Origin of the sequence: Solwaraspora sp. WMMA2101 (genome assembly GCF_049179175.1) — a bacterium.
In the GTDB taxonomy this organism is placed as follows: domain Bacteria; phylum Actinomycetota; class Actinomycetes; order Mycobacteriales; family Micromonosporaceae; genus Micromonospora_E.
In genome coordinates this window covers 3617827-3644329 of sequence record NZ_JBMHMA010000006.1, presented here as the reverse complement: position 1 = coordinate 3644329, position 26503 = coordinate 3617827, and the positions used below count along the sequence as shown (strand labels likewise).

At 71.1% G+C, this 26503-nt stretch carries 22 protein-coding genes; 8 read left to right on the top strand and 14 right to left on the bottom strand.

All coding sequences use genetic code 11. The features are described from left to right. The first annotated feature begins 27 nt into the window (after window positions 1-27). Window positions 28-648, top strand: a complete 621-nt coding sequence (locus ACN28F_RS17450; RefSeq protein ID WP_421358680.1) for a putative glycolipid-binding domain-containing protein — start codon at window positions 28-30, stop codon at window positions 646-648. Between the two features lie 52 nt (window positions 649-700). Here ACN28F_RS17450 and ACN28F_RS17445 read toward each other — a convergent pair whose 3' ends face one another. Together ACN28F_RS17445 and ACN28F_RS17440 are read right to left on the bottom strand one after the other, a co-directional pair. Then, complete coding sequence (locus ACN28F_RS17445; protein ID WP_289208980.1) at window positions 701-1804, bottom strand: PLP-dependent cysteine synthase family protein; 1104 nt, start codon at window positions 1802-1804, stop codon at window positions 701-703. Between the two features lie 30 nt (window positions 1805-1834). After that, window positions 1835-2284: an Lrp/AsnC family transcriptional regulator gene (locus ACN28F_RS17440; protein ID WP_282224404.1), complete on the bottom strand. Its 450-nt coding sequence runs from the start codon at window positions 2282-2284 to the stop codon at window positions 1835-1837. Window positions 2285-2559: 275 nt separating this feature from the next. Between ACN28F_RS17440 and ACN28F_RS17435 the strand changes: the two genes are divergently transcribed. Beyond that, window positions 2560-2817: a BldC family transcriptional regulator gene (locus ACN28F_RS17435; protein WP_289208979.1), complete on the top strand. Its 258-nt coding sequence runs from the start codon at window positions 2560-2562 to the stop codon at window positions 2815-2817. Window positions 2818-2821: 4 nt separating this feature from the next. On the opposite strand, the gene ACN28F_RS17430 is transcribed toward ACN28F_RS17435, so the two are convergent. Further along, entirely contained in the window at window positions 2822-3466 is a 645-nt protein-coding gene (locus tag ACN28F_RS17430) for a UbiX family flavin prenyltransferase (RefSeq protein WP_421358677.1), read from the bottom strand. A gap of 100 nt (window positions 3467-3566) precedes the next feature. Here ACN28F_RS17430 and ACN28F_RS17425 point away from each other — a divergent pair, with 100 nt between their 5' ends. After that, complete coding sequence (locus tag ACN28F_RS17425) at window positions 3567-4622, top strand: terpene synthase family protein (protein WP_289208977.1); 1056 nt, start codon at window positions 3567-3569, stop codon at window positions 4620-4622. On the opposite strand, the gene mqnP is transcribed toward ACN28F_RS17425, so the two are convergent. Together mqnP and ACN28F_RS17415 are read right to left on the bottom strand one after the other, a co-directional pair. After that, window positions 4611-5534, bottom strand: coding sequence for a menaquinone biosynthesis prenyltransferase MqnP (gene mqnP / locus ACN28F_RS17420; RefSeq protein WP_289208976.1), 924 nt, complete (start codon window positions 5532-5534; stop codon window positions 4611-4613). The two genes, ACN28F_RS17425 and mqnP, sit on opposite strands and share 12 nt — an antisense overlap. Then, complete coding sequence (locus tag ACN28F_RS17415; protein WP_289208975.1) at window positions 5531-6994, bottom strand: menaquinone biosynthesis decarboxylase; 1464 nt, start codon at window positions 6992-6994, stop codon at window positions 5531-5533. The genes mqnP and ACN28F_RS17415 overlap by 4 nt, the downstream gene beginning before the upstream one ends. A 157-nt stretch (window positions 6995-7151) precedes the next feature. Here ACN28F_RS17415 and ACN28F_RS17410 point away from each other — a divergent pair, with 157 nt between their 5' ends. Next, window positions 7152-8729 (top strand): hypothetical protein, encoded by a 1578-nt coding sequence (locus tag ACN28F_RS17410; RefSeq protein WP_289208974.1) that lies wholly within the window; start codon window positions 7152-7154, stop codon window positions 8727-8729. 109 nt (window positions 8730-8838) lie between these two features. On the opposite strand, the gene ccsB is transcribed toward ACN28F_RS17410, so the two are convergent. From ccsB to hemL, 6 genes are read right to left on the bottom strand one after another with little or no spacing between them, the layout of a single operon-like run. Next, window positions 8839-9873: a c-type cytochrome biogenesis protein CcsB gene (gene ccsB, locus ACN28F_RS17405; RefSeq protein WP_289208973.1), complete on the bottom strand. Its 1035-nt coding sequence runs from the start codon at window positions 9871-9873 to the stop codon at window positions 8839-8841. Beyond that, window positions 9873-11432 (bottom strand): cytochrome c biogenesis protein ResB, encoded by a 1560-nt coding sequence (gene resB / locus ACN28F_RS17400; protein ID WP_421358674.1) that lies wholly within the window; start codon window positions 11430-11432, stop codon window positions 9873-9875. The genes ccsB and resB overlap by 1 nt, the downstream gene beginning before the upstream one ends. Next, window positions 11432-12196, bottom strand: a complete 765-nt coding sequence (locus ACN28F_RS17395; protein ID WP_289208972.1) for a cytochrome c biogenesis CcdA family protein — start codon at window positions 12194-12196, stop codon at window positions 11432-11434. The genes resB and ACN28F_RS17395 overlap by 1 nt, the downstream gene beginning before the upstream one ends. Beyond that, on the bottom strand, window positions 12189-12770 hold the full coding sequence (locus ACN28F_RS17390; protein WP_421358672.1) for a TlpA family protein disulfide reductase: 582 nt from the start codon (window positions 12768-12770) through the stop codon (window positions 12189-12191). The genes ACN28F_RS17395 and ACN28F_RS17390 overlap by 8 nt, the downstream gene beginning before the upstream one ends. Window position 12771: 1 nt before the next feature. Further along, window positions 12772-13419: a histidine phosphatase family protein gene (locus tag ACN28F_RS17385; protein ID WP_289208970.1), complete on the bottom strand. Its 648-nt coding sequence runs from the start codon at window positions 13417-13419 to the stop codon at window positions 12772-12774. A 3-nt stretch (window positions 13420-13422) separates the two neighbouring features. Then, a complete protein-coding gene (gene hemL / locus ACN28F_RS17380) occupies window positions 13423-14772 on the bottom strand; it encodes a glutamate-1-semialdehyde 2,1-aminomutase (protein ID WP_289208969.1) in 1350 nt (449 codons plus the stop codon). Window positions 14773-14891: 119 nt separating this feature from the next. Here hemL and ACN28F_RS17375 point away from each other — a divergent pair, with 119 nt between their 5' ends. Further along, the gene (locus tag ACN28F_RS17375; RefSeq protein ID WP_289208968.1) at window positions 14892-15209 is read left to right on the top strand and encodes an STAS domain-containing protein; all 318 of its coding nucleotides are present in this window, start codon (window positions 14892-14894) and stop codon (window positions 15207-15209) included. 73 nt (window positions 15210-15282) lie between these two features. Here ACN28F_RS17375 and ACN28F_RS17370 read toward each other — a convergent pair whose 3' ends face one another. Together ACN28F_RS17370 and ACN28F_RS17365 are read right to left on the bottom strand one after the other, a co-directional pair. Then, complete coding sequence (locus tag ACN28F_RS17370; protein ID WP_289208967.1) at window positions 15283-15849, bottom strand: response regulator; 567 nt, start codon at window positions 15847-15849, stop codon at window positions 15283-15285. After that, window positions 15846-20225 carry a HAMP domain-containing protein gene (locus tag ACN28F_RS17365; protein ID WP_289208966.1) on the bottom strand — a complete coding sequence of 1460 codons (4380 nt, stop codon included), beginning with the start codon at window positions 20223-20225 and terminating at the stop codon, window positions 15846-15848. Before ACN28F_RS17365 ends, ACN28F_RS17370 begins: the two co-directional genes overlap by 4 nt. 112 nt (window positions 20226-20337) lie before the next feature. On the opposite strand from ACN28F_RS17365, the gene ACN28F_RS17360 reads away from it, so the two are divergent. Further along, on the top strand, window positions 20338-22551 hold the full coding sequence (locus ACN28F_RS17360) for a SpoIIE family protein phosphatase (RefSeq protein ID WP_289208965.1): 2214 nt from the start codon (window positions 20338-20340) through the stop codon (window positions 22549-22551). Here ACN28F_RS17360 and ACN28F_RS17355 read toward each other — a convergent pair. Then, window positions 22490-23791, bottom strand: a complete 1302-nt coding sequence (locus tag ACN28F_RS17355; protein WP_289208964.1) for an FAD-binding oxidoreductase — start codon at window positions 23789-23791, stop codon at window positions 22490-22492. The two genes, ACN28F_RS17360 and ACN28F_RS17355, sit on opposite strands and share 62 nt — an antisense overlap. 100 nt (window positions 23792-23891) lie before the next feature. On the opposite strand from ACN28F_RS17355, the gene ACN28F_RS17350 reads away from it, so the two are divergent. Further along, entirely contained in the window at window positions 23892-25982 is a 2091-nt protein-coding gene (locus tag ACN28F_RS17350) for a S9 family peptidase (protein WP_289208963.1), read from the top strand. Window positions 25983-26135: 153 nt separating this feature from the next. Further along, window positions 26136-26492: an STAS domain-containing protein gene (locus ACN28F_RS17345; protein WP_289208962.1), complete on the top strand. Its 357-nt coding sequence runs from the start codon at window positions 26136-26138 to the stop codon at window positions 26490-26492. Window positions 26493-26503: the final 11 nt, after the last annotated feature.

Below are 26503 nucleotides of genomic sequence, written 5' to 3'. Positions count from 1 at the left end.
GGCCCGATCTGCCGGTACGGTCGGCTCATGCCGACGTCGCCGAAATCGATCATCTGGGCGCGCACCGACACCGGCGGCGCCGACCACGTGCTCTTCGACGACCGGCGTGGACTGACTGCCCGGGGTGTGTCGATGGCGGCGGCACCGCTGCCGTACAGCTGCCACTACGAGCTCGCCACCGACGAGCAGTGGGAGTCGGCGCGGCTCACCGTCACCGCCGAAGGTGCCGGCTGGCTGCGCACGGTACGGATGGAGCGGGCGCTCGGCCGGTGGCGGGTCAGCACCGCCGAGCAGGGTGACCTGGACGGGGCGCTGCGCGCGGCGGGGCACCCCCCGGTGGGGTTGCCGGGCACCGAGGAGCCGGGGCGGCTCGACCCGGCCCTCGACGTCGATCTCGGTGCGGCGCCGCTGTTCAACACCCTGGTGGTACGTCGACTGCGGTTGGCGCAGCGCCCGGCAGGTGAGGAGCACCGGTTGACGGTCGCCTGGGTCCGGGTGCCGAGCCTGGAGGTGCTGCCGGTCGAGCAGGTCTACACCGTGCTCGACGTCGACCGGGTCCGGTTCCGTAGCGGCAGCTTCACCGCCGAACTGACCGTCGATCCGGACGGATTCGTCCGGCACTACCCGGGGCTGGCGCAACGCGCCTGACCAGGCACCGGCCGCAGGTCACCGAGCCGGCGCCGGCCGACGGCGGCCTGACTCAGCTGACGACGTCGGTCGACCAGTCACCGGTGCGCAGGAAACGCTCGACCACCGCCAGGTACGGGGTCAGGTCGAGGCCCTGGCCGGCGAGCCAGTCGGCCGAGTAGTAACTGTCGGCGTACCGCTCGCCGCTGTCGCAGAGCAGGGTGACCACCGATCCCTGCTGGCCTGCCGCGCGGAGCTGGGCGATCAGTGCGAACGCCCCCCACAGGTTCGTGCCGGTCGATCCGCCGACCCGCCGGCCCAGCAGATCGGTGGCCAGGCGCATTGCGGCCAACGACGCCGCGTCCGGGACCTGGATCATCCGGTCCACGACGGACGGTTGGAACGAGGCCTCGACGGTCGGCCGGCCGATGCCCTCGATCGTCGAGCCGCGCCCGGTGGTGGTGGTCCAGTCGCCGCTGGTCCACGCCGGATAGTAGGCCGAGTGTTCCGGGTCGACCACGCACACCTTGGTGCGGTGGCGCTGGAAGCGCACGTACCGGCCGATGGTGGCGCTGGTGCCGCCGGTGCCGGCGCCGACCACGATCCAGCTGGGGATCGGGTGCCGTTCCAGGGCGAGCTGCGCGAAGATCGACTCGGCGATGTTGTTGTTGCCCCGCCAGTCGGTGGCCCGCTCCGCGTAGGTGAACTGGTCCATGAAGTGCCCGCCGAGGTCCTCGGCCAGCCACCGGGCCTCGACGACGACCGCCGCCGGATCACGGACCAGGTGCGGCCGGCCGCCGTGGAACTCGATCTGGGCGATCTTCTCGGCCGAGGTGGCCGCCGGCATCACCGCGACGAACGGCAGGCCCAGCATCCGGGCGAAGTACGCCTCGGAGATCGCGGTGGAACCGCTCGACGCCTCCACGATCGTGGTCTGCGGTCCGATCCAGCCGTTGCACAGCCCGTAGAGGAACAGCGACCGGGCCAGCCGGTGCTTGAGCGAGCCGGTGGGGTGCACCGACTCGTCCTTGAGGTAGAGGTCGATCCCCCAGGACGGCGGCAGCGGGAACGGCAGCAGGTGGGTGTCGGCGGACCGGTTGGCGTCCGCCTCGACCTTGGCGATCGCCTCGGTCACCCAGGCCCGGTCGGCGTCGTCGCACCGGTCCAGTTGATCCACCCGCTGACGGTAACAACACCGCCGGTCGGATCAGCCGGTGAGGGGTCGGGGACGGTTCTCCCACTTGGTGGAGAGGGTGACGCTGGTCCGGGTGTTGGCGATCCCGGCAGTCCGGTTCAGCCGCATGATCAGTTGTTCGAGTTCGGCGATGGTGCCGACCCGGGCCAGGCAGAGGAACGACTCGACGCCGGCCATGAAGTAGCACGACTCGATCTCCGGCATCGCGCGGAGCGCGTCGAGCACGGCGTCGGTCTCGGCTCCGGAATCCTCGACCAGGCCGATCAGGGCGGTCACCCCGAGGCCGACGGATTCGGGGCGTACGTCCGCCCGGTAGCCGCGCAGCACGCCCGCGGCCTCCAGCTTGCCGATCCGCTCGTGCACGGCGGGGGCGGAGAGGCCGACCTGGCGGGCGAGCTCGGCGTAGGAGAGCCGGGCGTTGCCACGGAGCAGGTCGACGAGCCGCAGGTCGATGACGTCCACGGGAAGTACACCCTAGTACCTGCCGGCCGGTCGGTGGCTCCCTCGGATGATTCAAGGACAGGTGACACGAGTTCACGCTAAGCTAGTGTAAATCACAATATAGGGTGCAAATCATACTGGACAACTTCCCAGGCAGGTAGCTTTCCCCATTTCCCGGACAGGGCAGGCAGCCGGTGCTCTAATGGCCGTACGTCTGGCACGACGGCAGCTGGCACACGGTCCATCGGGGGGCTCACTGGCTAGGTCAGGGCTGTCGTGGACGCGAGGAGGGGACCGTGGACACTGGAGATCGTCTGCTGACGCCGGGCGAGGTGGCCGCGCTGTTCCGCGTCGACCCGAAGACCGTCACACGTTGGGCGGCGGCCGGCCGGATCGGCAGCATCCGTACTCCCGGAGGCCATCGCCGGTTCCGCGAGTCCGAGGTACGCGCGCTACTCGAAGGCGAAGGCGTACTGGAGGAGATGCAGGCGGAGAGCGCGGCGGAGAACCGCCCCCGGCACACCGAGAACGGATCCGGCGGCTACGTCGGCTGACCCGTCAGGACCCAGCCGGCGCGTCGCGGGCCGCGCCGAGCTCGCCGGACCACCGGCGGAACAACGAATGCGGTACGCCGAGCGCGTCCAGCACCTTGCCGGCGACGAAGTCGACCAGCTGGGCGGCGGAGGCGGCCGCACCCGCACCGTAGAAGCCGGGGCTCGCCGGCAGCACCACCGCTCCCGCGTCGTGCAGGGTGATCAGGTGCTCCAGATGACTGCGGGTCACCGGGGTCTCCCGGGGGACCAGCACCACCGGTCGGCGCTCCTTCAGGTTCACCTCGGCTGCCCGCTGCAGCAGGTCCTTGGACAGCCCGATCGCGATCCCGGCGCAGGCGGCCGTGCTGGCCGGCACCACCACCATCCCCCGCGCCGGATAGGAGCCGCTGCTCGGACCGGCGGCCAGGTCACCCGCCGGCCAGAACCGGACGTCCGCGTCGTGCACCGCACGGCCGAGCCACCGGCCGAGATCGTCGCGCCAGTGGCTGTCGCGCAACGGTCCACCGGTCTCGTCGAGGATGGTGAGCCGGGCCGCCCGCGACACCACCAGGTCCACCGGATGCCCGGCGTCGAGCAGGGCCCGCAGCACCGCCGCCGGGTACGGCGTACCGGAGGCACCCGAGACGCCGATCACCCACGGTCTTCTCATCTGCTCCCCGTCCACTCACCGGCTGTCGCCCAGCACGATCACCCCATAGGGTAGGTCGCACCCCGTACGGACACTGTGGCAGCAACCACGCAGGTAGGTGATGGACTCCGGCAACCGCACCGACCTCACCGGCCTGCTGGCCGAGCTACAGGCGCAGTGCCGGTTGCCGGTCGTGGTCTCCCCGCACCTGCACGCCGCCGACGGCTGGCTGCCCGGCTGGCTGCGGCGCTGCGGCCTGCCGCCCGACACCACCGCCCACCGGCGGCTCGCCGGGGCACAGATCGGCGGGTACGCCGCCCGCCTCTACCCGGCCGCCGACCTGGGCCGGCTGCGTCTGCTGACCGCGCTGTTCGCCTGGTTCTTCCTGAACGACGACGAGTTCGACCAGGTAGCCGAGCCGCAGCAGGACCGGCTGCACCGCGTCGCCAGCGAGATCCTCGCGCTGCTGCGTACCGGGCAGACCACGGGCGCGGACGCCCGGTCCGACGCCGGCCCGGACTCCGACGCTGGCCCGGTGTTCGTCGGCCCGGCCCGGCGGATGCTGACCGGGCCGTGGCGGGTGCTGGTCCGGACCATGCCGCCGTGGTGGCGCGAGCGGTTCGTCGACGCGGTGGCCGAGCACCTCGACGGTGCGGTCCGCGAGGCCCGGAACAAGGCCACCGGCCACCGCCCGGACCCGGCCGAGTACGTCGAGCTGCGCCGGGCCACGTCGGCGGCGAACGTCGCGTACACGTTGATCGAGTTCGCCACCGGCGAACCGGTGCCGGACGCGGTGTTCCACCACCCCCGGGTCCGGGAGCTCGCCGACACCGGCAACGACCTGCTCTCCTGGTACAACGACCTGTACTCGCTCCCCGGGGACCTGCGGGTCGGCGGTGGGCACAACCTGGTGGTGGCGGTGGCCGAGGCGGACCGGATCCCACTGGCGGCGGCCGTCGACCTGGTCGCCGGGCGGTGGCGCGCCCAGCTGGACCTCTTCGCGGCCCGCCGCGCGGCGGTGCCGTCGTTCGGGCCGGCGTACGACCGGGCCGCCGCCGCGCTGCTGGACGGGATCGGCCACGCGGTACGCGGCACCATCGACTGGTCCGCCGAGTCGGGCCGGTACCGCCCGCCAGGTCGAGGCGGGCGGGCGGGTGAGCCGGGGTCAGGGCCGTAGGCCGAGTCGGAACACCAGGTCGAGCAGGGCGAAGACGAACAGCGCGATGCCGACGAAGCCGTTGGCGGTGAAGAACGCCCGGTTCACCTTCGACAGGTCGGTCGGGGTGACCACCAGATGCTGGTAGCCGAAGGCCACGGCGGTCAGGGCCAGGCCGAGCCACCACGGCCAGCCGAAGCCGACCACGAAACCGAACCAGCCGAACAGCCCGAACGTCACCACGTGCGCCGCCGTCGAGGCGTGCAGCGCGAACGCCCGCCCGTACCGCGCCGGCACGCTACGTACCCCGATCTCGCGGTCGATCTCCGCGTCCTGGCAGGCGTAGATGAGGTCGAATCCGCCGATCCACAGGCCGACCGCCGCGCCGAGCACGATCGCCGGTCCGGCGCCGTCGACAGTGCCGGTGACCGCCAGCCAGGCACCGACCGGGCCGACCATCTGGGCCAGCCCCAGCACCGCGTGCGGCCAGTTGGTGAACCGCTTGGCGTACGGGTAGACGACCAGCGGCACCGCCGCCAGCGGGGCGAGCACGAGGCAGAGCGGATTCAGCGCGGCAGCGGCACCGAGGAAGACCACCAGGGCGACCACCGCACCGGTCCAGGCCGTCCGGACGCTGACCGCCCCGGTCACCAGCTCCCGACCGGCGGTACGCGGATTGCGCGCGTCGACGTGCCGGTCGATGATCCGGTTCGCGGCCATGGCGAACGTGCGTGCCCCGACCATCGCGACGGTGATCAGCAGCAGGTCGAGCCAGCGGACCCCACCGTCGAGGCTGACCATCGCGGTCAGCGCGGACAGGTAGGCGAACGGCAGCGCGAAGACCGAGTGTTCGATCGCGACCAGCCGCAGGAAGGCCCGGACCCGGCCGACCGGTACGCCGGCCGGCCCGGCGGTGGTGGCTGCGGCGCTCACGAGATCCCGTACTCCCGCCACCGCTTGTCCACAAGCGACACGATCTCCGGTGACATGGTCATCTCCTCGGGCCAGCCCCGGGTGTAGCCCTCGGTGGGCAGCTTACGGGTCGCGTCGACGCCGGCCTTGCCGCCCCAGAACTGCTGGTACGACGAGTGGTCGAGGTGGTCCACCGGGCCCTCGGTGAGCAGCAGGTCACGGGAGTAGTCGACGTTGCCGAAGGCACGGAACGCCACCTCGGCGTAGTCGTGCACGTCGCAGTCGTCGTCGACCACGACGATCAGCTTGGACAGCGACAGCAGGTGGGCGCCCCAGATCGCCGACATGATCTTCTGGGCGTGCTTCGGGTAGCGCTTGCGGATCGACACGATCACGCAGTTGTGGAACACCCCGGCGGCCGGCAGGTCGTAGTCGACGATGTCCGGGATCAGCATCCGCAGCAGCGGCAGGAAGATCCGTTCGGTGGCCTTGCCGAGCCCGTGGTCCTCCTGCGGCGGCTTGGAGGTGATGATCGAGTGGTAGAGCGCGTCGCGCTGCAAGGTCATGCATTCGATGTGCAGCACCGGGAACGGTTCGACCGGGGTGTAGAAGCCGGTGTGGTCGCCGAACGGCCCTTCCGGCAGCCGCTCGCCCGGCTCCAGGTAGCCCTCCAGCACGATCTGGGCGTGCGCCGGCACCTGCAGCGGCACGGTCCGGCAGTCGACCATCTCGACCCGCTGGCCGCGCAGGAACCCGGCGAACAGGTATTCGTCGATGTCGCCGGGCAGCGGCGCCGACGCCGAGTAGCTGACCACCGGGTCGCAGCCGATCGCCACCGCCACCGGAAGCCGTTCGCCGCGCCGCTCCGCGACCGCGTGGTGGGCGGTCGAGTCCTTGTGGATCTGCCAGTGCATGCCGAGGGTGTTGGGCGAGTGCTGCTGCAGCCGGTAGAGACCCAGGTTGCGTTTGCCGGTCTCCGGATGCTTGGTGTGGGTGAGCCCGTAGTTGTGGAAGATCCCGCCGTCGCCCGGCCAGACCTGCAGCCCGGGGAGCCGGTTCAGGTCGACGTCGGCACCGGTGTAGACGACCTCCTGGCACGGTGCGGTCTTGACCTTGCGCGGCGGCAGCGAGGTGAGCTGCATGACCTTGCCCAGCCCGTCACGGATGCCGGACCAGCCGACCGGCAGGTCGGGCTTGATCATGGCACCGATCCGGTCGCCGATCTCGTTCAGGTGCTCGACCCCGAGCGCCATGGCGGTGCGCCGCTCGGTGCCGAACAGGTTGATCGCCAGCGGCATCTCACCCCGGGTGGGGCGCTCGAACAGCAGCGCCGGGCCGCCGGCGCGGACCGTGCGGGTCACCACCTCGCTGATCTCCAGCGTGGGATCCACCGGCACGTCGACCCGGCGCAGCTCGCCGGCGGTCTCCAGCGCCGCGACGAAGTCTTTCAGATCCTGGTACGGGAACCCTGCAGCCGCCATGTCGCCAAGTCTGGCCTACCAGGGCGCCGGTGCCACCATCCGGGGCGGTGATTCGCGCCGCGTCCGGTTCGTCCGGTCTTCGTCCCGACGGGACCCCGCGCTGTCGCACGGTCCGTTTATCATCGTGCGTCCCCCATAATCCCTCGTAAGGACACCCATGTTCGTACGCACATCCCGGCGGCGCCACTCGGCCCGCCTGGGAGTTTCCCTGGTCGCCGCCGGCGCGCTGCTCGCCGCCGTGCCGGCCGCCGCAGCGGCCCAGGGCGAGGACGGCTACCTCGAGTTCTGGCTCAACGACGTTACCATCGGCGGCCCCGGTGCCCCCGGCAAGTACGTCCCCGCACAGATCTACCTCAGCGACGGGATCGTCGACCCGCTGGTCACCGTCGACGTCTCCGGACTGGCCGGAGTCGTCGACGTGGAGTTCCCGGCGCAGTGCACCGTCGACGCCGACACCGTCACCTGCGAGCTGGATCTGTTCGACGCCGACCCGTACGGCTCCTTCGTGATGCCGATCGGCCTGGCCGCCGCCAGCGGCGCCGACGTCGGCGACAGCGGCCAGATCAGCTGGACGGCCACCGCCGCCAACGCCGGCGCTCGATCCGGCTCGGCGACGATCACCCTCGGCGACGGCCCGGACCTGGTGGTCACCACCGGCGACGAGGACCTCGGCCTGGTGGCCCCCGGTGAATCGGTCGCGGTGCCGATCGAGGGCTACAACGCCGGCAACCAGCCGACCGACGGCCTGCAGTTGACCATCGACGTCACCTCCAGCGAGTTCGGCCAGTACGACAACTGCGTGTACACCAGCTACCCGCTCTCCAACTACGCGGTCTGCGATATCGCGCTCGAGCTGGAGCCGGGCGATGGCTTCGAGATCGTCGACGGGTTCGAGGTCACGCCGACCGAGGCCGCGCTGCGCGAGCACCTCATCTACACGGTGCTGCCCGCTGGCGAGGTCAGCCTGTCCAGCCAGGCTGAGCTGAGCCGGGGCCGAGGCGCGACCCTACGCGCCGTCGCCACCGGCAGCCGGGTGGCCAGCCGGTCGGCTGCCGATCTCGACGAGTCGGACAACTACGGCTCAGTGTTCCTCAATGTCGACAACCAGGCCGATTTCGCGGTGGCCGGTGCCGAGGCCAGCGGCGTGGCCGGCGACGAGGTCGAGGTGACCCTCGGGCTGACCAACCTTGGACCGGGCACGGTGTTCGACCGGTCCGGCAATCCGGCCGCCTACTTCGCCTTCCACACCCCGGAAGGCACCGAGGTCACCGAGGTGCCGGAGGGCTGCCGCACCGCGCACACGCCGGAGGAGTCCGGTGACCAGGTGCCCGGCGCGGACTGGTACATCTGCCGCAGTCCCTTGATCATCATCAAGGCAGGTGAGGAGTTCGAGCACACCTTCACCCTGCTGATCAACGAGGTGATCCCGGACGCGGAGGGCCTGGTCGAGGTCGTCGACTGGGACGGGTCACCGGAGCCGTGGTACGACCGGAACCTGGACAACAACGAGGCACTGGTGCTGATCAACCCGACCGGTGAGCACCCGGGCACCGGCGGCGGATCCGGTGGTGGCGGTGCCGGCGACGGCGGGCTGCCGGTCACCGGCGCGCAGGCCGGGCTGGTCGCGGCCGGTGGTGCCGCGATCCTGGTCGTCGGTGTGGCGGTCTTCCTGCTCGGCCGGCGCAAGCGGGTCGTGCTGGTCACCGGCGACGACGAGACCAGTTCGTCGAAGTAACCCGTCGCCGTCAGGCGGTCGGTCCGGGGCGGGGGTGCATCGGTCGGAGTACTCCGACCGATGCACCCCCGCCCCGGTCGGCTACGGACGAGATGCGCGCGACCGGCGGTCAGGCGTACGAGTGCAGGCTCTCGAAGAAGTAGTTGACGCCGATCAGGTTCATCAGCATCGTGAGGAACCCGAGGATCGCGATCCAGGTGACGGTGGTCCGCCGTACGCTCGGGGTGGCCCGGGCGTGCAGGTAGCCGGCGTAGACCACCCAGGAGATGAACGCCCAGGTCTCCTTCGGGTCCCACGCCCACGGCCGGGACCAGGCGTGTTCGGCCCAGATCGCCCCGGCGATCACCGCGAAGGTGAAGACCGGGAAGCCGATCGCGTGCAGCCCGAAGGTGAGCCGTTCCAGCGACACCGCCGCCGGCACCCGCTTGGCCAGCAGGTACGGGAATCCGCGCCGCCCCTGCTCGTACCCGTGCCGGAGCAGGAACATCGCGGCCGGAATCGACCCGAGCAGCAGCACCCCGGACGACGCCATGATCGTCGAGACGTGGATGGCGTACCAGTAGGACTCCAGCGCCGGCACCAGCGGGGTGATCGGCGTGTAGAAGACCAGTCCGGCCATTCCGAGCAGAGCGACCATCACCAGGGCGACGAACAGCCCGAGTGGGCGCAGCGACGGATGCCGGTAGACCATCACCAGCCAAGCGGCGACACCGACGAAGGTGATGGCCAGCACGTACTCGTACATGTTGCCCCAGGGCAGCCGCTCGGCGGCGACACCCCGGGCGACCAGGGCGGCGAGGTGCACCAGCGCGCCGAGGACCGTCGCGCCGATGGCGAACCAGCCGGCGAGTCCGACGCGGGCCCAGCCGGTCCGCTCCGGCTCAAGCCCGACCGGGCCGCCCGGGGTCGGCGCTCTGGAGACCGGACCGTCCGGGATCAGGTCGTCAGCGGCGCCCGGCACCACGGCGGTCACCGTCGGCGACGACCCACCGACGGTGGCGGTGGCGAGTTCCCGGTCGCGGGCCGCGACCGGCGCGCTCCGCCGGCTGCCGCTGCCGAAACCGGCCTCGACCGCATGACAGATCATCGCGAACAGGTACGCGAAGATCGTGACGACCAGGAGTTGGTCGGACAGCTCTGCCATCACTGCGTTCCTTCCCGTGGCGGGCCGGCACCGCCGACCGCCCGGACGAGCTCCCGGAACTCGTCGCCGAACCCAGGATGGTCGGTACGCGGCAGCCCACCGGCCTCGATGACGCTACTACCGGTTGTCGTGGAGCCGTCGCCGGGGGCGGCCGGTGTGACCCGGAACCACACCCGACGCCGCCGGACGAACAGCGACGGCATCAACCCGGCGAGCAGCAGCACCGAGCTGGCCAGCAGTAGCCCGCTGCCCGGATCATGGCGTACGGAGAGGGTGACGTACTGCGTGATGTCCAGGAACTCGATGCTGGTGCCGTCGTCCAGGGTCATCGTCTCGCCGACGCGCAGCAGTTGCGGATCCCCGACCGGCAGCAGCCGGCCGGCTTCCACCTGACTCTGGTCGATGCGGTAGACCGAGCCGGGGATGCCGGCGTCCAGCCCGAGGTTGCCCCGGTACGCCCACAGCATCAGCGCCGGGTCGCGCAGCTCGGGATGGGTGGAACGGATGTACGGTGCCTGTGCCGGGGCGGTCGGCAGGAACAGTCCTTCGAACGCGACCTGCAGGTCGGGGTCGCGCTCGCCGCTGGCCGGGTCGACGTTGGCGTCCGGGAAGCTCGCCACTCCCTCGCTGGTGATCATGTCGTCGACGGCCAGGAACGGCGCGGTGACCGTCTGGGCCTGCCCGTACCGGTCGGTGTAGCGCAGCACCGGCACGTAGCCGTGGCCGAGCAGGTAGACGTTGGCGTCGGCCAGGCGCAGCGGCGAGTTCACCGAGAACGTCGCGTCGCGGGGGTCGCCGCCGCCGTCGTCGACCCGTACCTCGGCGGTGTAGCTGTCCGGTTGGCCGGTCTCCAGGAAGGTGGCGGTGAAGTCGGTCAGCTCGAGGCAGAACCGGGGCAGGTCGGTGTCGGCGACCCGTGGGCCGAGGCCGTACTCGTCGTACTGCTGGACCGTGTTGCAGAAGGCGGTGTCCGGGCCGGCGACCAGCAGCCGGTTGCCGTGCCAGCCGTACCACGAACCGAGCGCGACGCCGCACAGGACGGCGACCAACGACAGGTGGAAGACCAGGTTGCCGGTCTCCTTCAGGTGGCCCTTCTCGGCGTTGACGGTGTCGCCGGTGACGGTGACCCGCCAGCGGCGGCGTCGCAGCTGCGCGGCGATCGCGGTGATGTCGCCGGTGCCGGTCCAGCTGGCGTGCTGCGGCAGCCGGTCCAGCCGGCGGGGCGCGGCCGGCGGCGCGGCCCGCAGCGCGCGGACGTGGTCGCGCAGCCGGGGCACGATGCAGCCGACCAGCGAGGTGAACAGCAGCAGGTAGATCGCGGCGAACCAGGGCGCGGCGAAGACGTCGAACATGCCGAGCCGGTCCAGCACCGGGGCCAGCCGGGGGTTGTCCTGGAAGTAGGCGTTGACATTTTCGATGTTGACGTCGCGCTGCGGCAGCAGGGAGCCGGGGATGGCGGCGACCGCCAGGCAGAAGAGCAGGATCAGGGCGGTACGCATGCTGGTCAGCTGCCGCCAGGAGTTGCGCAGCAGTGCCCGTACCGCTCCGGACCGGGACATCAGATCCCGACCTCGCCCGATCCGACGGTGGCCTGCAGCCAGATGACGAAGCTGCTCCAGGCGCCGGTGACCAGCGCCGTCCCGACTGCGATCAGCATGACGCCGCCGATGCGGGTGACCCACTGACTGTTGCGGCGGATCACCGTGAAGACGCCGAGCAGCCGACGGAACGCCAGCCCGAAGATGACGAACGGCAGCCCGAGGCCGAGGCAGTACGCGATCGCCAGGGCGACGGCCCGGTCGGTCTTGCCGCTGACGGTCGCCATGCCGATCACCGCGCCGAGGGTCGGGCTGACGCAGGGGGTCCAGGACAGCGCGAAGACCGCGCCGAACACCGGGGCCCCGAACAGCCCGGCCTCCGGCAGCCGGTGCATCCGGATCTCCCGCTGCATCCCGGGCACCAGGCCGAGGAAGGCCAGGCCGAACAGCACGATCAGCAGACCGACGCCGATCTCGACGGGCCGCTGGTAGACGAACAGGTAGCGGCCGACGCCGGCCATCAGGATCGCCGTCAGCGTGAAGACCAGGGTGAAGCCGCCGACGAACAGCAGGGTGCCGGCCAGCACCCGGCCGTACCGGCGGGCGGAGTCGCCGCCGGCGGAGTCCAGGTCGGAGCCGGCCAGCCCGGTGACGTACGACAGGTAGCCCGGGGTCAGCGGCAGGATGCAGGGTGACAGGAAGCTGACCAGCCCGGCGAGCGCGGCCAGGCCGAGCGCGACCAGCACCGGCCCGCCCCGGGTGATCTCGGCGAAGGTCTCACCCATCGACCGGCTCCGCCTTGATCGGTTCGGCGACGATCTGCTCGACGAGCGGCTGCAGGTCGTCCTGGCGGACGGCTTCGCGGATCACGACGGCGATCCGGCCGTTCCGGTCGACGATCATCGTCGCGGGGATGCTGTTCGGTGGGATGTTGAAGTCCAGCGCCAGGCGGCTGGCCGGGTCGAACAGGCTCGGGTACGTCACCCGGCCCCGTTCGAAGGCGCGGGCCCGGTCGCGTTCGTCACGGACGTTGACGCCGACGAACGCGACGCCCCGGTCGCGGGTCGCCTGGTAGGTGGCTTCGAGGTCGGCGGCCTCGGCCCGGCAGGGCGGACACCACGACCCCCAGAAGTTGATCACCACGACCTGGCCGCGCAGCGCCGCCGCGTCCAAGGTGCCGCCGTCGAGCAGTTCGAGCTCCAGTTGCGGGGCCGGGGGCCGGTCGTCGCCGACGCAGCGGATCACACCCTGCCCGTCGGTGTCGCAGTCGGTGGCCCAGTCGCTGGCGGCACCACCACAGCCGGTCAGGGCGAGTACGGCGACCACCGCCGCCGCCACCGACGCCCGTCGGACCCGCATGTCAGGCGCCCTTGGCGGTCCGCGCCGACGGGGACATCGCGATCAGGTGGGCGGCCGGCTCGGAGTAGCCGATGCCGACCACCTTGGCGTCCTCGAAGTGGATCGAGGTCAGGCTGGCCAGGCCGCACTGGCGACGCCGAGGGTCGTGCCAGAGCCGCTTGCGCTCCAGGTAGCGGCGCAGGGTCCAGATCGGCAACTGGTGGGAGACGCAGACCGCCTCGTGACCTTCGGCCGCCACCCGGGCCGCGTGCACGGCGGCGAACATCCGTTCGGCGATCACCGTGTAGGCCTCGCCCCAGGACGGGGTGACCGGATCCCGCAGCACCCACCAGTTGCGCGGGTCACGGAACGATCCGTCGCCCGGGGAGACCCGCCGGCCCTCGAACCAGTTCGCGGACTCGATCAGCCGCTCGTCGACGGACACCGGCAGCCGGAACTGGGCCGCGATCGGCTCGGCGGTCTCCTGGGCGCGCTCCAGCGGGCTGGCGACCACGTGCACCACGTCCCGGTCGGCGAGCGCCTGACTGGCCGCTTTCGCCATCTGCACACCCAGCTCGGACAGCCGGAAGCCGGGCAGCCGACCGTAGAGGATCTTGGTCGGGTTGTGTACCTCACCGTGCCGCAGGACGTGGACCACCGTACGTTTCATCCGCTAATCCCCCACCGTCCGCAGGTCACCGGCGGCGGCTGCGGCCGTGGCCGCAGCAGGCAGCGCGGCGGCCAGCTGCTCCAGGGCGGCGTCGTCGATCGCCGCCGAGACGAACCATGCTTCGAACGCGCTGGGGGGCAGGTAGACGCCGTGCGCGAGCATCGCGTGGAAGAAGGCCCGGTAGGCGTCGGTGTCCTGGGTCCGGGCGCTCGCGTAGTCGGTGACCTCGGCGTCGGTGAAGAAAATGGAGAACATGGTGCCGGCGGTGGAGAGCCGGTGCGGCACGCCGGCGGCGCGCAGCGCCCCGGTGGCCATCGTCGCTACCTGGGTGGCGGTGTCGGCCAGCCGCCGGTAGACGTCGGCGTCGGCCAGCCGGAGCGTGGCCAGGCCGGCCGCGCAGGCCAGCGGGTTCCCGGAGAGGGTGCCGGCCTGGTAGACCGGACCGGCCGGGGCCAGCTGCGCCATGATCTCGGCCCGGCCGCCGAACGCCGCTGCCGGCAGGCCGCCGCCCATCACCTTGCCGTACGTGTAGAGGTCGGCGTCGGCCGGATCCAGCTCGGCCCAGCCGCCCCGGGCGACCCGGAAACCGGTCATCACCTCGTCGACGATGAGCAACGCGCCGTGCGCGTGGGCGATCCGGGCCAACGCGGCGTTGAACCCGGCGCCGGGGGCGACCACCCCCATGTTGCCGGCCGCCGCCTCGGTGACGATCGCGGCGATCTGGTCGCCGTACTCGGCGAAGGCCCGCTCGACCGCAGCCACGTCGTTGTACGGCAGCACGATCGTCTCGCTGGCCGCAGCGCCGGTGACGCCGGGCGAGTCGGGCAGCCCGAGGGTGGCCACCCCGCTGCCGGCGGCGGCGAGCAACGCGTCGACGTGACCGTGGTAGCAGCCGGCGAACTTGACGATGCGCGACCGGCCGGTGTGGCCACGGGCCAGGCGGATCGCCGACATCGTCGCCTCGGTGCCGGAGTTGACCAGCCGGACCTGCTCGACCGGGGTCCGCTCGACGATCTCCGTGGCCAGCTCCACCTCACCGGGGGTCGGCGTACCGAAGCTGGTGCCCAGCGCGGCGGCCCGGCCGATCGCGGCGACCACCTCAGGGTGGGCGTGGCCGAGGATCAGCGGGCCCCAGGAGCAGACCAGGTCGAGGTAGCGGCGCTCGTCCGCGTCGAACAGCCACGGTCCGCTGCCGCGCACCATGAAGCGGGGTGTCCCGCCGACCGCCCGGAAGGCGCGCACGGGTGAGTTGACCCCGCCGGGGACGATCGAGCTGGCGCGGTCGAACAGGGCCTGGGAAGCGGGCGCGTCAGCCGGGTACGGGCGGGCGCCGGCGGTGTCGGTGGCAGTCACGGCACTGCCATTGTGGCAGTCGCGCCCGTGGGGGTGCACATCCGCCCCGTGCCCAGCTCGCGGCCACCCGCGCCGGGCGTAGCCGGGCCCGGCTCGCCTGATCGCGATACGCTGGCCGGGTGGAGCGGGCGGAGCTGTCTATCGCGCTGCAGCGCACTTCCGACGAGGCGATGCTCCGCCTCGCCGGAGAGATCGACATGCTCACCGCCACCCAGCTGACCAACACCGTCAACGAACTGCTCAGCGACGCCCCGGCGCGGATCGTGCTGGACATGGGCGGGATCACCTTCTGCGACTCACAGGGGCTGGGCACCCTGGTGGTGCTCACCCGTAAGGCGAGTCACGCGCAGAGCCTGCTGCTGCTCACCAACGTCGGCGAGTTTCTGCTCCGGGTGTTGAACATCACCGGGCTACGCTCGGCGCTGACCATCCGGTGACGGTCACGGCTGCGCCGCGCCAAACCATCCGGTGACGGTCACGGCTGCGCCGCGCCAAACCATCCGGTGACGGTCACGGCTGCGCCGTACGGTCCCCGCCCCACCGGGCCGCCTCCAGCTCGTCGGCGACCGTAGCCGGGGCGGCGTCACCGGCCCGCAGCTGCCCGACCGCCCGGTCCACGGCAGCGACCAGCCCGCGCAACTGCTCGTCGCGCTGGCGGACCAGGTCGGCCTGGGTGGCCAGCTGCCGGTTCTTCACCCACAGGTCGACGAAGACGCCGACCTTGGCCCGCAGCACCCACGGGTCGAACGGCTTGATCAGGTAGTCGACCGCGCCGGCGGCGTAGCCGCGCAGCGCGAGCTGGTTGTCCCGGTCCGCAGCGGTCAGGAACAGGATCGGTACGTGCCGGGTCCGCTCCCGCCGCTTGATGTGGTTGGCGGTTTCGAAGCCGTCCATCTCCGGCATCTGCGCGTCGAGCAGGATCACCGCGAAGTCGTCGACGAGCAGCTGTTTCAACGCGGCCTCGCCGCTCTCCACGGCCACGGTCTGCACCGGCAGACCCTGCAGGATCGCCTCCAACGCCATGAGGTTCTCCCGCCGGTCGTCCACCAGCAGTGCCTTCGCCGTCGCGGCGGTCATCGATTCTGCTCCTCTGCGGCGTTGATCCAGGTCACCATCAGCGTGATCAGTTCGTCGAGGTCCACCGGCTTGGTGATGTAGTCGGTGGCACCGGCCTGCAGCGCCGACTCCCGGTCGCCGGGCATCGCCTTGGCGGTCAGGAAGACCACCGGCAGGTCGGCGAACCGCTCGTTGCGGCGGATGATCCGGGTCGTCTCGTAGCCGTCCTGGTCCGGCATCATCGCGTCCATCAACACGATGTCGACCTCCGGGCGTTCGGCGAGTTTACGCACCCCGTCGACCCCGTTGTCGGAGTACAGCACGGTCATGCCGTGCAGTTCCAGGGCGCTGGTCAGGGCGAAGACGTTGCGCACGTCGTCGTCGATGATCAGTACGGTGGCGCCGTCCAACCGCCGGGTGGCCGGCGGCTCCGGCCGGTCGACCTCGATCGGCCGGGTCAGCGGCGGCAACGCGGTCCGGATCGGCGCCGCGCTCGGCAGCGGCGCCTGCGACAGTACGGCGTCGGCGTCGAGCACGTCGGGAACGTACAGCGTGAAGGTGGAGCCGGCACCCGGAGCGGACGACACGGTGATCGTGCCACCGATCAGCCGGGCCAGGTCGCGGCTGATCGACAGTCCCAGCCCGGTGCCGCCGTAGCGTCGGCTGGTGGTTCCGTCGGCCTGCTGGAACGCCTCGAAGATCAACGAGAGCTTGTCGTCGGAGACGCCGATCCCGGTGTCGATGACGGTGAACGCCACCACCTGCGCGGCGGCCGACAGCGCCGGCACGCTGAACTCCTGGCCGGGTGCCGCCGGGCCGATCCGCAGGATCACCGAGCCGCTGTCGGTGAACTTCACCGCGTTGGATAGCAGGTTGCGCAGGATCTGCTGCAGCCGCTGTGCGTCGGTGACGATCGCCGGCGGCAGGTCCGGGGCGACCTCGACGTGCAACTGCAGGCCCTTCTCGTCGGCCTGCGGCGTGAACGCCTGCTCGACGTACGCCTGGATCTCGACGAACGGCACCTCGGCCGGTTGCACGTCCATCCGGCCGGCTTCGATCTTCGACAGGTCCAGGATGTCGTCGATCAGCGACAGCAGGTCGGAGCCGGCGCTGTGGATCGTCTTGGCGAACTCGATCTGCTTCTCGGTCAGGTTGTCGTCCGGGTTGTCGGCCAGCAGCCGGGCCAGCAGCAGCAGCGAGTTCAGCGGCGTCCGCAGCTCGTGGCTCATGTTGGCGAGGAACTCCGACTTGTACGCCGAGGCCCGCGACAGCTGCTGCGCCTTCTCCTCCAGGCCGAGCCGGGCCAGTTCGATCTCCCGGTTCTTGGTCTCGATGTTGCCCTTCTGCTCGGACAACAGCCGGGCCTTGTCCTCCAGCTCGGCGTTGGTGCGCTGCAGCTCGGCGGACTGCGCCTGCATCTCGTTGGCCAGCCGCTGCGACTGGGCGAGCAGCTCCTCGGTGCGCTTGTTGGCCTGGATGGTGTTGACGGCGATGCCGATGGTGGCCACCAGCCGCTCCAGGAACGCCAGATGCAGTTCGGAGAAGGCGGCGACCGAGGCGAACTCGATCACCCCGAGCATCTCGCCCTCGAACAGCACCGGCAGGACGACATGGTCACGCGGCGCGGCGCTGAGCAGACCGGACCGCAGGGTGAGGGCACCGGTGCTGCCGGCACCGACCCGGATCGTGCGCCGGGACACCGCGGCCTGACCGACCAGGCCTTCGCCGGGCCCGAAGATGACGATGTGGTCACGGGCCACGTAGCCGTACGAGGCGGTCAGCCCCAGCCGCATCACCCCTTCGTCGACGTCGGCGAGGAAGAAGGTGCCGAGCTGCGCGTCGACCAGCGGCGTGACCTCGTTCATGATCATGCGGCAGACCTCGCCGAGGTCCCGCTGACCCTGCAGCAGCCCACCGATGCGGGCCAGGTTCGAGTCGAGCCAGCCCTGTTCGGCGTTCTTCTTCGTCGTGTCCCGCAGGGTCACGATCATCTGGTTGATGTTGTCCTTCAGCTCGGCGACCTCGCCCTGAGCCTGGACGGTGATGTGCTGGGTCATGTCGCCGCGGGTCACCGAGGTCGACACCTGCGCGATCGCCCGCAGCTGGGTGGTCAGGGTCGAGGCCAGCTGGTTCACGTTCTCGGTCAGGTCCCGCCAGGTGCCGGAGACCCCCTTGACCTGGGCCTGGCCACCCAGCTTGCCCTCGGTGCCCACCTCCCGGGCCACCCGGGTCACCTCGTCGGCGAACGACGACAGCTGGTCCACCATCGTGTTCACCGTCGACTTCAACTCCAGGATCTCGCCCTGCGCGTCGACAGTGATCTTCTGCGACAGATCGCCCTTGGCGACCGCGGTGGTGACCGACGCGATGTTACGCACCTGACTGGTCAGGTTCGACGCCATCGAGTTCACGTTGTCCGTCAGGTCCCGCCACGTACCCGAAACGCCCTTGACCTGGGCCTGACCACCCAACTTGCCCTCGGTGCCCACCTCCCGGGCGACCCGCGTCACCTCGTCGGCGAACGACGACAGCTGATCCACCATCGTGTTGACGGTGTCCTTGAGCTCCAGGATCTCGCCCTGGGCGTCGACAGTGATCTTCTGCGACAGGTCACCCTTGGCCACCGCCGTCGACACCTGGGCGATGTTGCGCACCTGCGCGGTCAGGTTCGACGCCATCGAGTTCACGTTGTCGGTCAGGTCCCGCCAGGTGCCGGCAACCCCACGCACCTGGGCCTGGCCACCCAACTTGCCCTCGGTGCCCACCTCCCGGGCCACCCGGGTCACCTCGTCGGCGAACGACGACAGCTGGTCCACCATCGTGTTCACCGTCGACTTCAACTCCAGGATCTCGCCCCGCGCGTCGACAGTGATCTTCTGCGACAGGTCACCCTTGGCCACCGCGGTGGTGACCGACGCGATGTTACGCACCTGACTGGTCAGGTTCGACGCCATCGAGTTCACGTTGTCCGTCAGGTCCCGCCACGTACCCGAAACGCCCTTGACCTGGGCCTGACCACCCAACTTGCCCTCGGTACCCACCTCCCGGGCCACCCGGGTCACCTCGTCGGCGAACAGCGACAGCTGATCCACCATCGTGTTCACCGTCGACTTCAACTCCAGGATCTCGCCCCGCGCGTCGACAGTGATCTTCTGCGACAGGTCACCCTTGGCCACCGCCGTCGACACCTGCGAGATGTTGCGGACCTGGCTGGTCAGGTTGCCGGCCAGCTGGTTGACGTTCTCGGTGAGGTCACGCCACGTACCGGAAAGGCCCCGGACCTGGGCCTGACCGCCCAGTTTGCCCTCGATGCCGACCTCGCGGGCCACCCGGGTCACCTCGTCGGCGAACCAGGACAGCTGGTCCACCATCGTGTTCACCGTCGACTTCAGTTCGAGGATCTCGCCCTGCGCCGCGACGGTGATCTTCTGCGACAGGTCGCCCTTGGCCACCGCCGTCGACACCTGGGCGATGTTGCGCACCTGCGCGGTCAGGTTCGACGCCATCGAGTTGACGCTGTCGGTCAGGTCCTTCCAGGTGCCCGCGACGTTCGGCACCTGCGCCTGGCCGCCGAGCTTGCCCTCGGTACCCACCTCCCGGGCCACCCGGGTCACCTGTTCGGCGAACAGGCGCAGCGTGTCGGTGAGCATGTTGATGGTGTCCGCCAGCTCGGCGACCTCGCCCTTGGCGGAGACGGTGATCTTCTGGGACAGGTCGCCCCGGGACATCGCGGTCGCCACCTGCGAGATGGACCGCACCTGGTGGGTGAGGTTCGACGCCATCGAGTTGACGTTGTCGGTCAGGTCCTTCCACGTCCCGGAGACGCCCTTGACCCGCGCCTGGCCACCGAGCTTGCCCTCGGTACCCACCTCCCGGGCGACCCGGGTCACCTCGTCGGCGAACGACGACAGCTGATCCACCATCGTGTTCACCGTCCGGCCGATCCGCAGGAACTCGCCCCGCAGCGGCTGCCCGTCGATCTCCAGCTCCATGTGCTGGGACAGATCGCCCTCGGCGACCGCCCGGATGACCCGGGCGATCTCGGTGGTCGGCCGGCCCAGGTCGTCGATCAACGCGTTGATCGCCTGGTGGTTGTCGGCCCAGGCGCCGCCGAAGCCCTCCTCGTCGAGGCGTTCGGTCAGTCGACCGTCCCGGCCGACGATCCGGCTGATCCGACGCAGGTCCAGGTGCTGGCGCTCCTGCAACGAGACCACCTCGTTGAAGGCGTCCGCGACCTCGCCGGCCACCCCGACCCGGCGGGGCAGCCGCACCTTGAGGTCGCCCTGCCCGATCCGGCGCAGCGCCGCGGCGAGTTCGACGAGCAACGCGGTCTCGTCGCCGGCCGGCGGATGCTCGGTGGGCAGGCGGTCGGTGGACAGCTCTTTCGCGCGGGTCATCGGATCCTCGCTCAGCTCTGGGAGTGGGCTGACCTCATCATTGCTCGACTACCGTGACAGATGCGAGGTGCACGACCGTTTCGATGAACCGGGCGATCGGAGGAACTGGCAGGTGACAGCAAGGGCCGAGGGTCCCACCACCGGTACTGGGAGTGAACATTTCCGACGAGTACGCCTGCCCGCCGACCGACGCACCCCAGCAACAGCACGAGCAGTAGTCAGATCCATACTCTCTGACGCAGCCCTGGACGACCTGCTCAACGAGGCCCTGCTGCTGACCACCGAGCTGTCCACCAACGCGGTCGTACACGCCGGCACCGAGCTGATCATCGAAGTGGCGGCCGACGCGGTCGGGCTCACCGTCACGGTCACCGACTTCGCCGCCGGGCCCATCGAAACCGTCGCCGCCCACCCCCGCAACGACCGGCAGAACATCGGTGAGGTGCCCGAACGCGGTCGCGGCCTGCTGCTGGTCGACCACTTCGCCAGCCGCTGGGGCACCACCCACCTGCCCAGCGGCAAGGGCGTCTGGTTCCGGCTCGACCGGCACCCCGCCACGCCGACGCCCGACCAGGTCGACCCGACCGGCCCGGCCGACCCAGCCGGCCCGGTCGACCCGTGGCAGGGCGTGTCCGCCGTACCCGCACCGCCGGTCGACGACGAGCACCGACCGGCCGCCCCCAGCGCCGCCACGCTCGCCGCACTCCTGCAGGCCGCCCCGGAGCCGTACGCCGACGATCCGCTCGCCGACCTGGCCGGGACCCTGCTGGCCCGGGTCGCCGACCTGGTCGGGGCGGCCGGCGGCACCATCCGGGTCGACCGGGGCGACGGGTACGGCACCCAGGTGCTCGCCCGCTACGGCCGGTCACCGCGCTCCGGTGAGCTGCTGCGCGTGCCGCTCACCCTGCACCGGCCGTACAGCGGTGAACTGGAACTGGACGCCGCACCCTCCGACTACGCCCGACCGCTGGCCACCCTGGTCGCCGAGCGGCTCTCCCTGCACCTGGAGAACGACCGGCTGCGCCGCGCCGACCTGCGCCGGCAGACCTGGCTGACCTTCCTGGCCGAAGCCAGCGAACTGCTCGCCCAGTCGCTCGACGTGGACCTGACCATGGCACTCATCCCGCAACTGGTGGTGCCCCGACTCGGCCGGTGGTGCGCGGTGCACACCGCCGACGAGTGGGGTCAGCTGCAGTTGGCCGCCGCGATCCACGCCGACGAGACGGTCCTGCCGGCGCTGCACGCCACGCTGACCGAATCCGGCCCCGACTCGGTCTCCGCCCGGCTACGGGAGGCATCCCGCATCGGATCCCAGGTGCCGCTCGGCGCCCCGATGGACGGCTTCGCCGTACCGCTGGTGGCCCGGGGGCAGCGGCTGGGCACCCTCGCCGTCGGCCGGCACGAACGACACCGGCACGACCCCGACGAGGTCGCCGTGCTGGAGGACGTCGCCCGGCGGGCCGCGCTGGCCATCGACAACGCCCGGATCCATCAGGAACGTCGCCGGGTCGCGCACACCCTGCAGCAGTCGCTGCTGCCCCCGGTGCTGCCGGTGATCGACGGCATCGGGCTGGCCGCCGAGTACGTACCCAGCGGCGACGCCGTGGAGGTCGGCGGCGACTTCTACGACGTGGTGCCGCTGCCCGGCGGCCGGTGGCTGGTGGTCGTCGGCGACGTCTCCGGCAAGGGCGTCCAGGCGGCGACCGTCACCGGACTGGTCCGCGACGTCATCCGGGTGCTGGTCCGCGACGGCAAGGCGCTGCCGGAGGTGCTGGGCCGGCTCAACGACACGCTCGTCGAACGCGGCGGTGGGAGGTACTGCACACTGGCCATGGCGGCTGTCGGGGTCACCGACGACCAGCGGCTCGACGTCCGGCTGCACCTCGCCGGACACGACCGGCCGGTGCTGGTCAGCGGCGACGGGCAGGCCCGGTTCGTCGGCGCCGGTGGGACCGCGCTGGGTCTGCTGGACCGGATCACCGCGCCGTCGGTGGAGCTGAGCCTGGCGGCGGGCGACTCCCTGGTGTTCTACACCGACGGGATCACCGAGCGGCGGGACGGCCGGGAACTGTTCGGCACCGAACGGCTGCGCCGCGCGGCGGCACCGCTGGCCGGCTTCTCGGCCGAGGTGGTCGCGGCCCGGCTGCGGACCGCCACGCTGGACTTCTCCGCCGAGGCACCCCGCGACGACATCGCGATCCTGGTGGTCCGTAACGAACTGACGGCGGGCACGGGCCCGGCCGGCACGGGCCAGACCGACCACCTCACAGGCCGCCGGGAAGCCGGCCGGGGGCCAGCCGGCGGTGCGGGTCGAAGGCCTGCTTGAGCTGGCGCAACCGGGGCAGATCAGGCACGTCGCCCCAGATGTCGACGGACCGGCGTACCGCTGCCGGTGCCGCCAGCACCTGGCAGGTCCCGCCCCGGGCGAGCAGCACCGTGCGCACCGTCGCGAGCAGCCCGCCGATCCGCTCCGGTGAGGTCGCCCCGGGCAGCACGGCGTGCACCACGCCGGTGCCGGCCGAACCACGCACCCCGACCGGCGCGCCGACGGCGTCCCGCAGGGCGTAGATCGCCGCGTGCAGGTGGGCCGCCGGTACGGCCAACCGGATCGCGACGTCACCAGGACCGAACGGGTAGCGCTGCCACCAGGACGGTGGGCGGTCGGTGACGGTGGCGGTGCCGCCGAGCAGGGCGGCGGCGCGGTCGGCGCGGCTGCCGGTGGGGCCCGGTTCACCCTCGAACAGCACCGCGAGCGTGCCCGACCGTACGGCTGGTCCCGACCGTACCGTCGGTCTCGGCCCGGCGGCCCGGTCCGGCCCGGTCGGTCCCGACCCGGACGGCGCGTCGGACGCCGGCAGGTCCAGCTCGATCGCCGCCGGTTGCAGCCCGATGCCGGTCAGCTCCTCGACGAGGTCGTGCACCTCCAGCGGGGTGGCGACGGACCGGCAGACCCAGCGACGGTCGGCCGGTGCGGGCTGCAGGCGTACGGTCGCCGAGACCAGCACCGCCAACGCGCCCTGCGACCCGCAGAGCAGCTCCGGCACCTGGTCGGGGCCACCGCCGCTGGACCCGGCCCGGACCAGGGCACCAGTGGCGTCGACGTAGTCGACGCCGGTCAGATGCCGACAGGGTGAGCCGTGCCGGTGGCTCAACGGCCCGGCCTCAGCCGTGGCGACGACCCCGCCCACCGTGGCGGCGGCCGAGGGCGGATCGAACGGCAGTCGCCACCCGGTCCGACCGACCGCCCGCTGGGCCGCCTGCAGGGTGGTGCCGGCACCGACCCGTACGGTGGCCGAACCCGGCGGATGGTGCCAGATCCCGGAGAGCCGCACGGTGTCCAACAAGATGTCCACATGCGGCGGAGCGGCACCCCAGTCCAGTTTGCTGCCCGAACCCCGGGGCACCAGCGTCAGACCCCGATCGGCGCAGAGCCGCAGGACATCAGCGACCACCCCGGGACTGCCGGGCGACACCACCCACCGCGGCGTGGTCGCCGCCACCGCGTCGCCCTCGCCGCCCCGGCGCGCGTACCGGGCACCGCAGATCTCCGCCAGGTGATCAAGCACACCACACACCTCCCACCGGACATCGTACACATGTTCTAATCGACGTCGAGTGGTCGACGACCGGCACCGACCCGTCGCACCCGGGCGGTACCGTGGCCGGGTGACGACCGACGCACCCGTGCCTCCCGCCGCCAAGCGTGTCCCGACCGAGCGCACCCACCACGGCGACACCGTCATCGACGAGTACGCCTGGCTGGCGGTCAAGGACGACCCGGACACCATCGCCTACCTGGAGGCGGAGAACGCCTACACCGAGGGTGCCACGGCACACCTCGCCGCGCTGCGCGAGACGTTGTTCGCCGAGACGAAGCGGCGCACCCAGGAGACCGACCTGTCGGTGCCCACCCGCAAGGGCGACCACTGGTACTACACCCGGACGGTCGAGGGTCAGCAGTACGGAATCCAGTGCCGACGGCCGGTCAGTCCAGACGAGACGCAGCCGCCGGCCACCGTCGACGGCGCACCACCGCCCGACGAGGAGATCCTGCTCGACGGCAACGCCCTCGCCGAAGGACACGACTTCTTCGCGTTGGGCACCTTCGACATCAGCCCCGACGGACGGTGGCTGGCCTACTCCACCGACTTCACCGGCGACGAACGCTTCACTTTGCGGGTCAAGGACCTGGCCAGCGGGCAGGTGCTGCCCGACGAGATCCCGTCGACCTTCTACGGCACCGCCTGGTCGGCCGACGGCAGCGTGCTGTTCTACCTGACCGTCGACGACGCGTGGCGGCCGTACCGGGTCTGGCGGCACCGGGTCGGGACCGCCGCCGACACCGACGACGTGCTCTACCAGGAGGACGACGAACGGTTCTGGGTCGGCGTGGAGCTCACCCGCTCCGAGCGCTTCATCCTGATCGACGCGCACAGCAAGACCACCAGCGAGGTACGGGCGCTGCCAGCCGCCGACCCCACCGCCGAGCCGGTCGTCATCGCGCCCCGCCGCCAGGGCGTCGACTACTCGGTCGAGCACCACGGGCACCGGTTCCTGATCCTGCACAACGACGGTGCCGAGGACTTCGCCCTGGCGTACACCTCGGCGGACACCCCCGGCGACTGGGTGCCGTTGATCGACCACACGCCCGGCACCCGGCTCGAGTCGGTGGATGCCTTCGCCAACCACCTGGTGGTCTCGCTGCGCACCGACGGACTCACCGGGCTGCGGGTGCTGCCCGCCGGCGGCACCGACACCTTCGACCTGGAGTTCCCCGAGCCGATCTACAGCGTCGGGCTGGACGCCAACCCGGAGTACACCACCAGCACCCTGCGGATCCGGTACACCTCGCTGGTCACCCCCGACTCCGTCTACGACTACGACCTGGTCACCCGGGCGATGACGCTGCTCAAGCGCAAGCCGGTGCTCGGCGGCTACGACCCCGACGACTACGAACAGCATCGGGAATGGGCGATGGCCGACGACGGCACCCGGGTGCCGATCTCGGTGGTGTGCCGCGCCGGCACCCCGCGCGACGGCTCCGCCGCCTGCGTCATCTACGGCTACGGCTCGTACGAGATCAGCATGGACCCCTGGTTCTCGGTCCCCCGGTTGTCACTGCTCGACCGGGGCGTGGTCTTCGCCGTCGCGCACGTACGCGGCGGCGGTGAACTCGGCCGCCGCTGGTACGACCACGGCAAGATGCTGGCCAAGAAGAACTCGTTCACCGACTTCGTGGCCTGCGCCCGGCATCTGGTGAAGGCGGGCTGGACGACGACCGACCGGCTGGTCGCCCGGGGCGGCTCCGCCGGCGGGCTGCTGATGGGCGCGGTGGCCAACCTCGCGCCCGAGGCGTTCGGCGGGGTCGTCGCGCAGGTGCCGTTCGTCGACGCGCTGAACACGATCCTGGATCCGTCGCTGCCGCTGACCGTCACCGAATGGGAGGAGTGGGGCAACCCGCTGGCCGACCCGGAGGTGTACGCGTACATGCGCTCGTACACGCCGTACGAGAACGTGACCGCCGTCAACTACCCGCCGATCCTGGCGGTGACCAGCCTGAACGACACCAGGGTGTTCTACCACGAGCCGGCGAAGTGGGTCGCGAAGCTGCGGGCGGTGGCACCGGGCGGGTCGTACCTGCTCAAGACGGAGATGGGTGCCGGGCACGGGGGTCCGAGCGGCCGCTACGACGCCTGGCACGAGGAGGCGTTCGTCACCGCCTGGATCCTCGACCGGGTGGGCCGGGCCGGGGACTGAGACGGCCGGCCGCCCCGGAGCGGACGGGTAAGGTGCCGGTGGTGCGATTCGTCGCCGGGCCACCGATTATGGTGGCACCGACGACGAACTCCCGGTCCGGCACGGACGACATCGAGTGGAGTACCGTTCGAGCGGAATGGCTGGAGGTCGTGAATGTCTTTGACGGTGGAGACGCAGCAGCGCGGCGATGTCGTCGTGGTGTCGGTCGGTGGCGAGTTGGACATGGCCACCGCCCCGCAGCTGCAGGACCAGATTACCGACCTACTGGACAAAGGCCGCAGCAGGCTGGTCTTCGACCTCGCCGACGTCTCGTTCTGCGACTCCACCGGCCTGTCGGTCTTCGTCCGGGCCAAGAACGGTTGCGACGAGGCGGGCGGCGTCGTCCGACTCGCCGCCCCGCAACGTGGCGTGCTGCGCATCCTCGAAGTCAGTGGGCTCGTCGAGGTCCTGCAGACCTTCCCCACCGTCGACGAGGCCGTCTCCGCACCGGAGCCGGCGGCGACCGACTGAGGTCGCCCCGG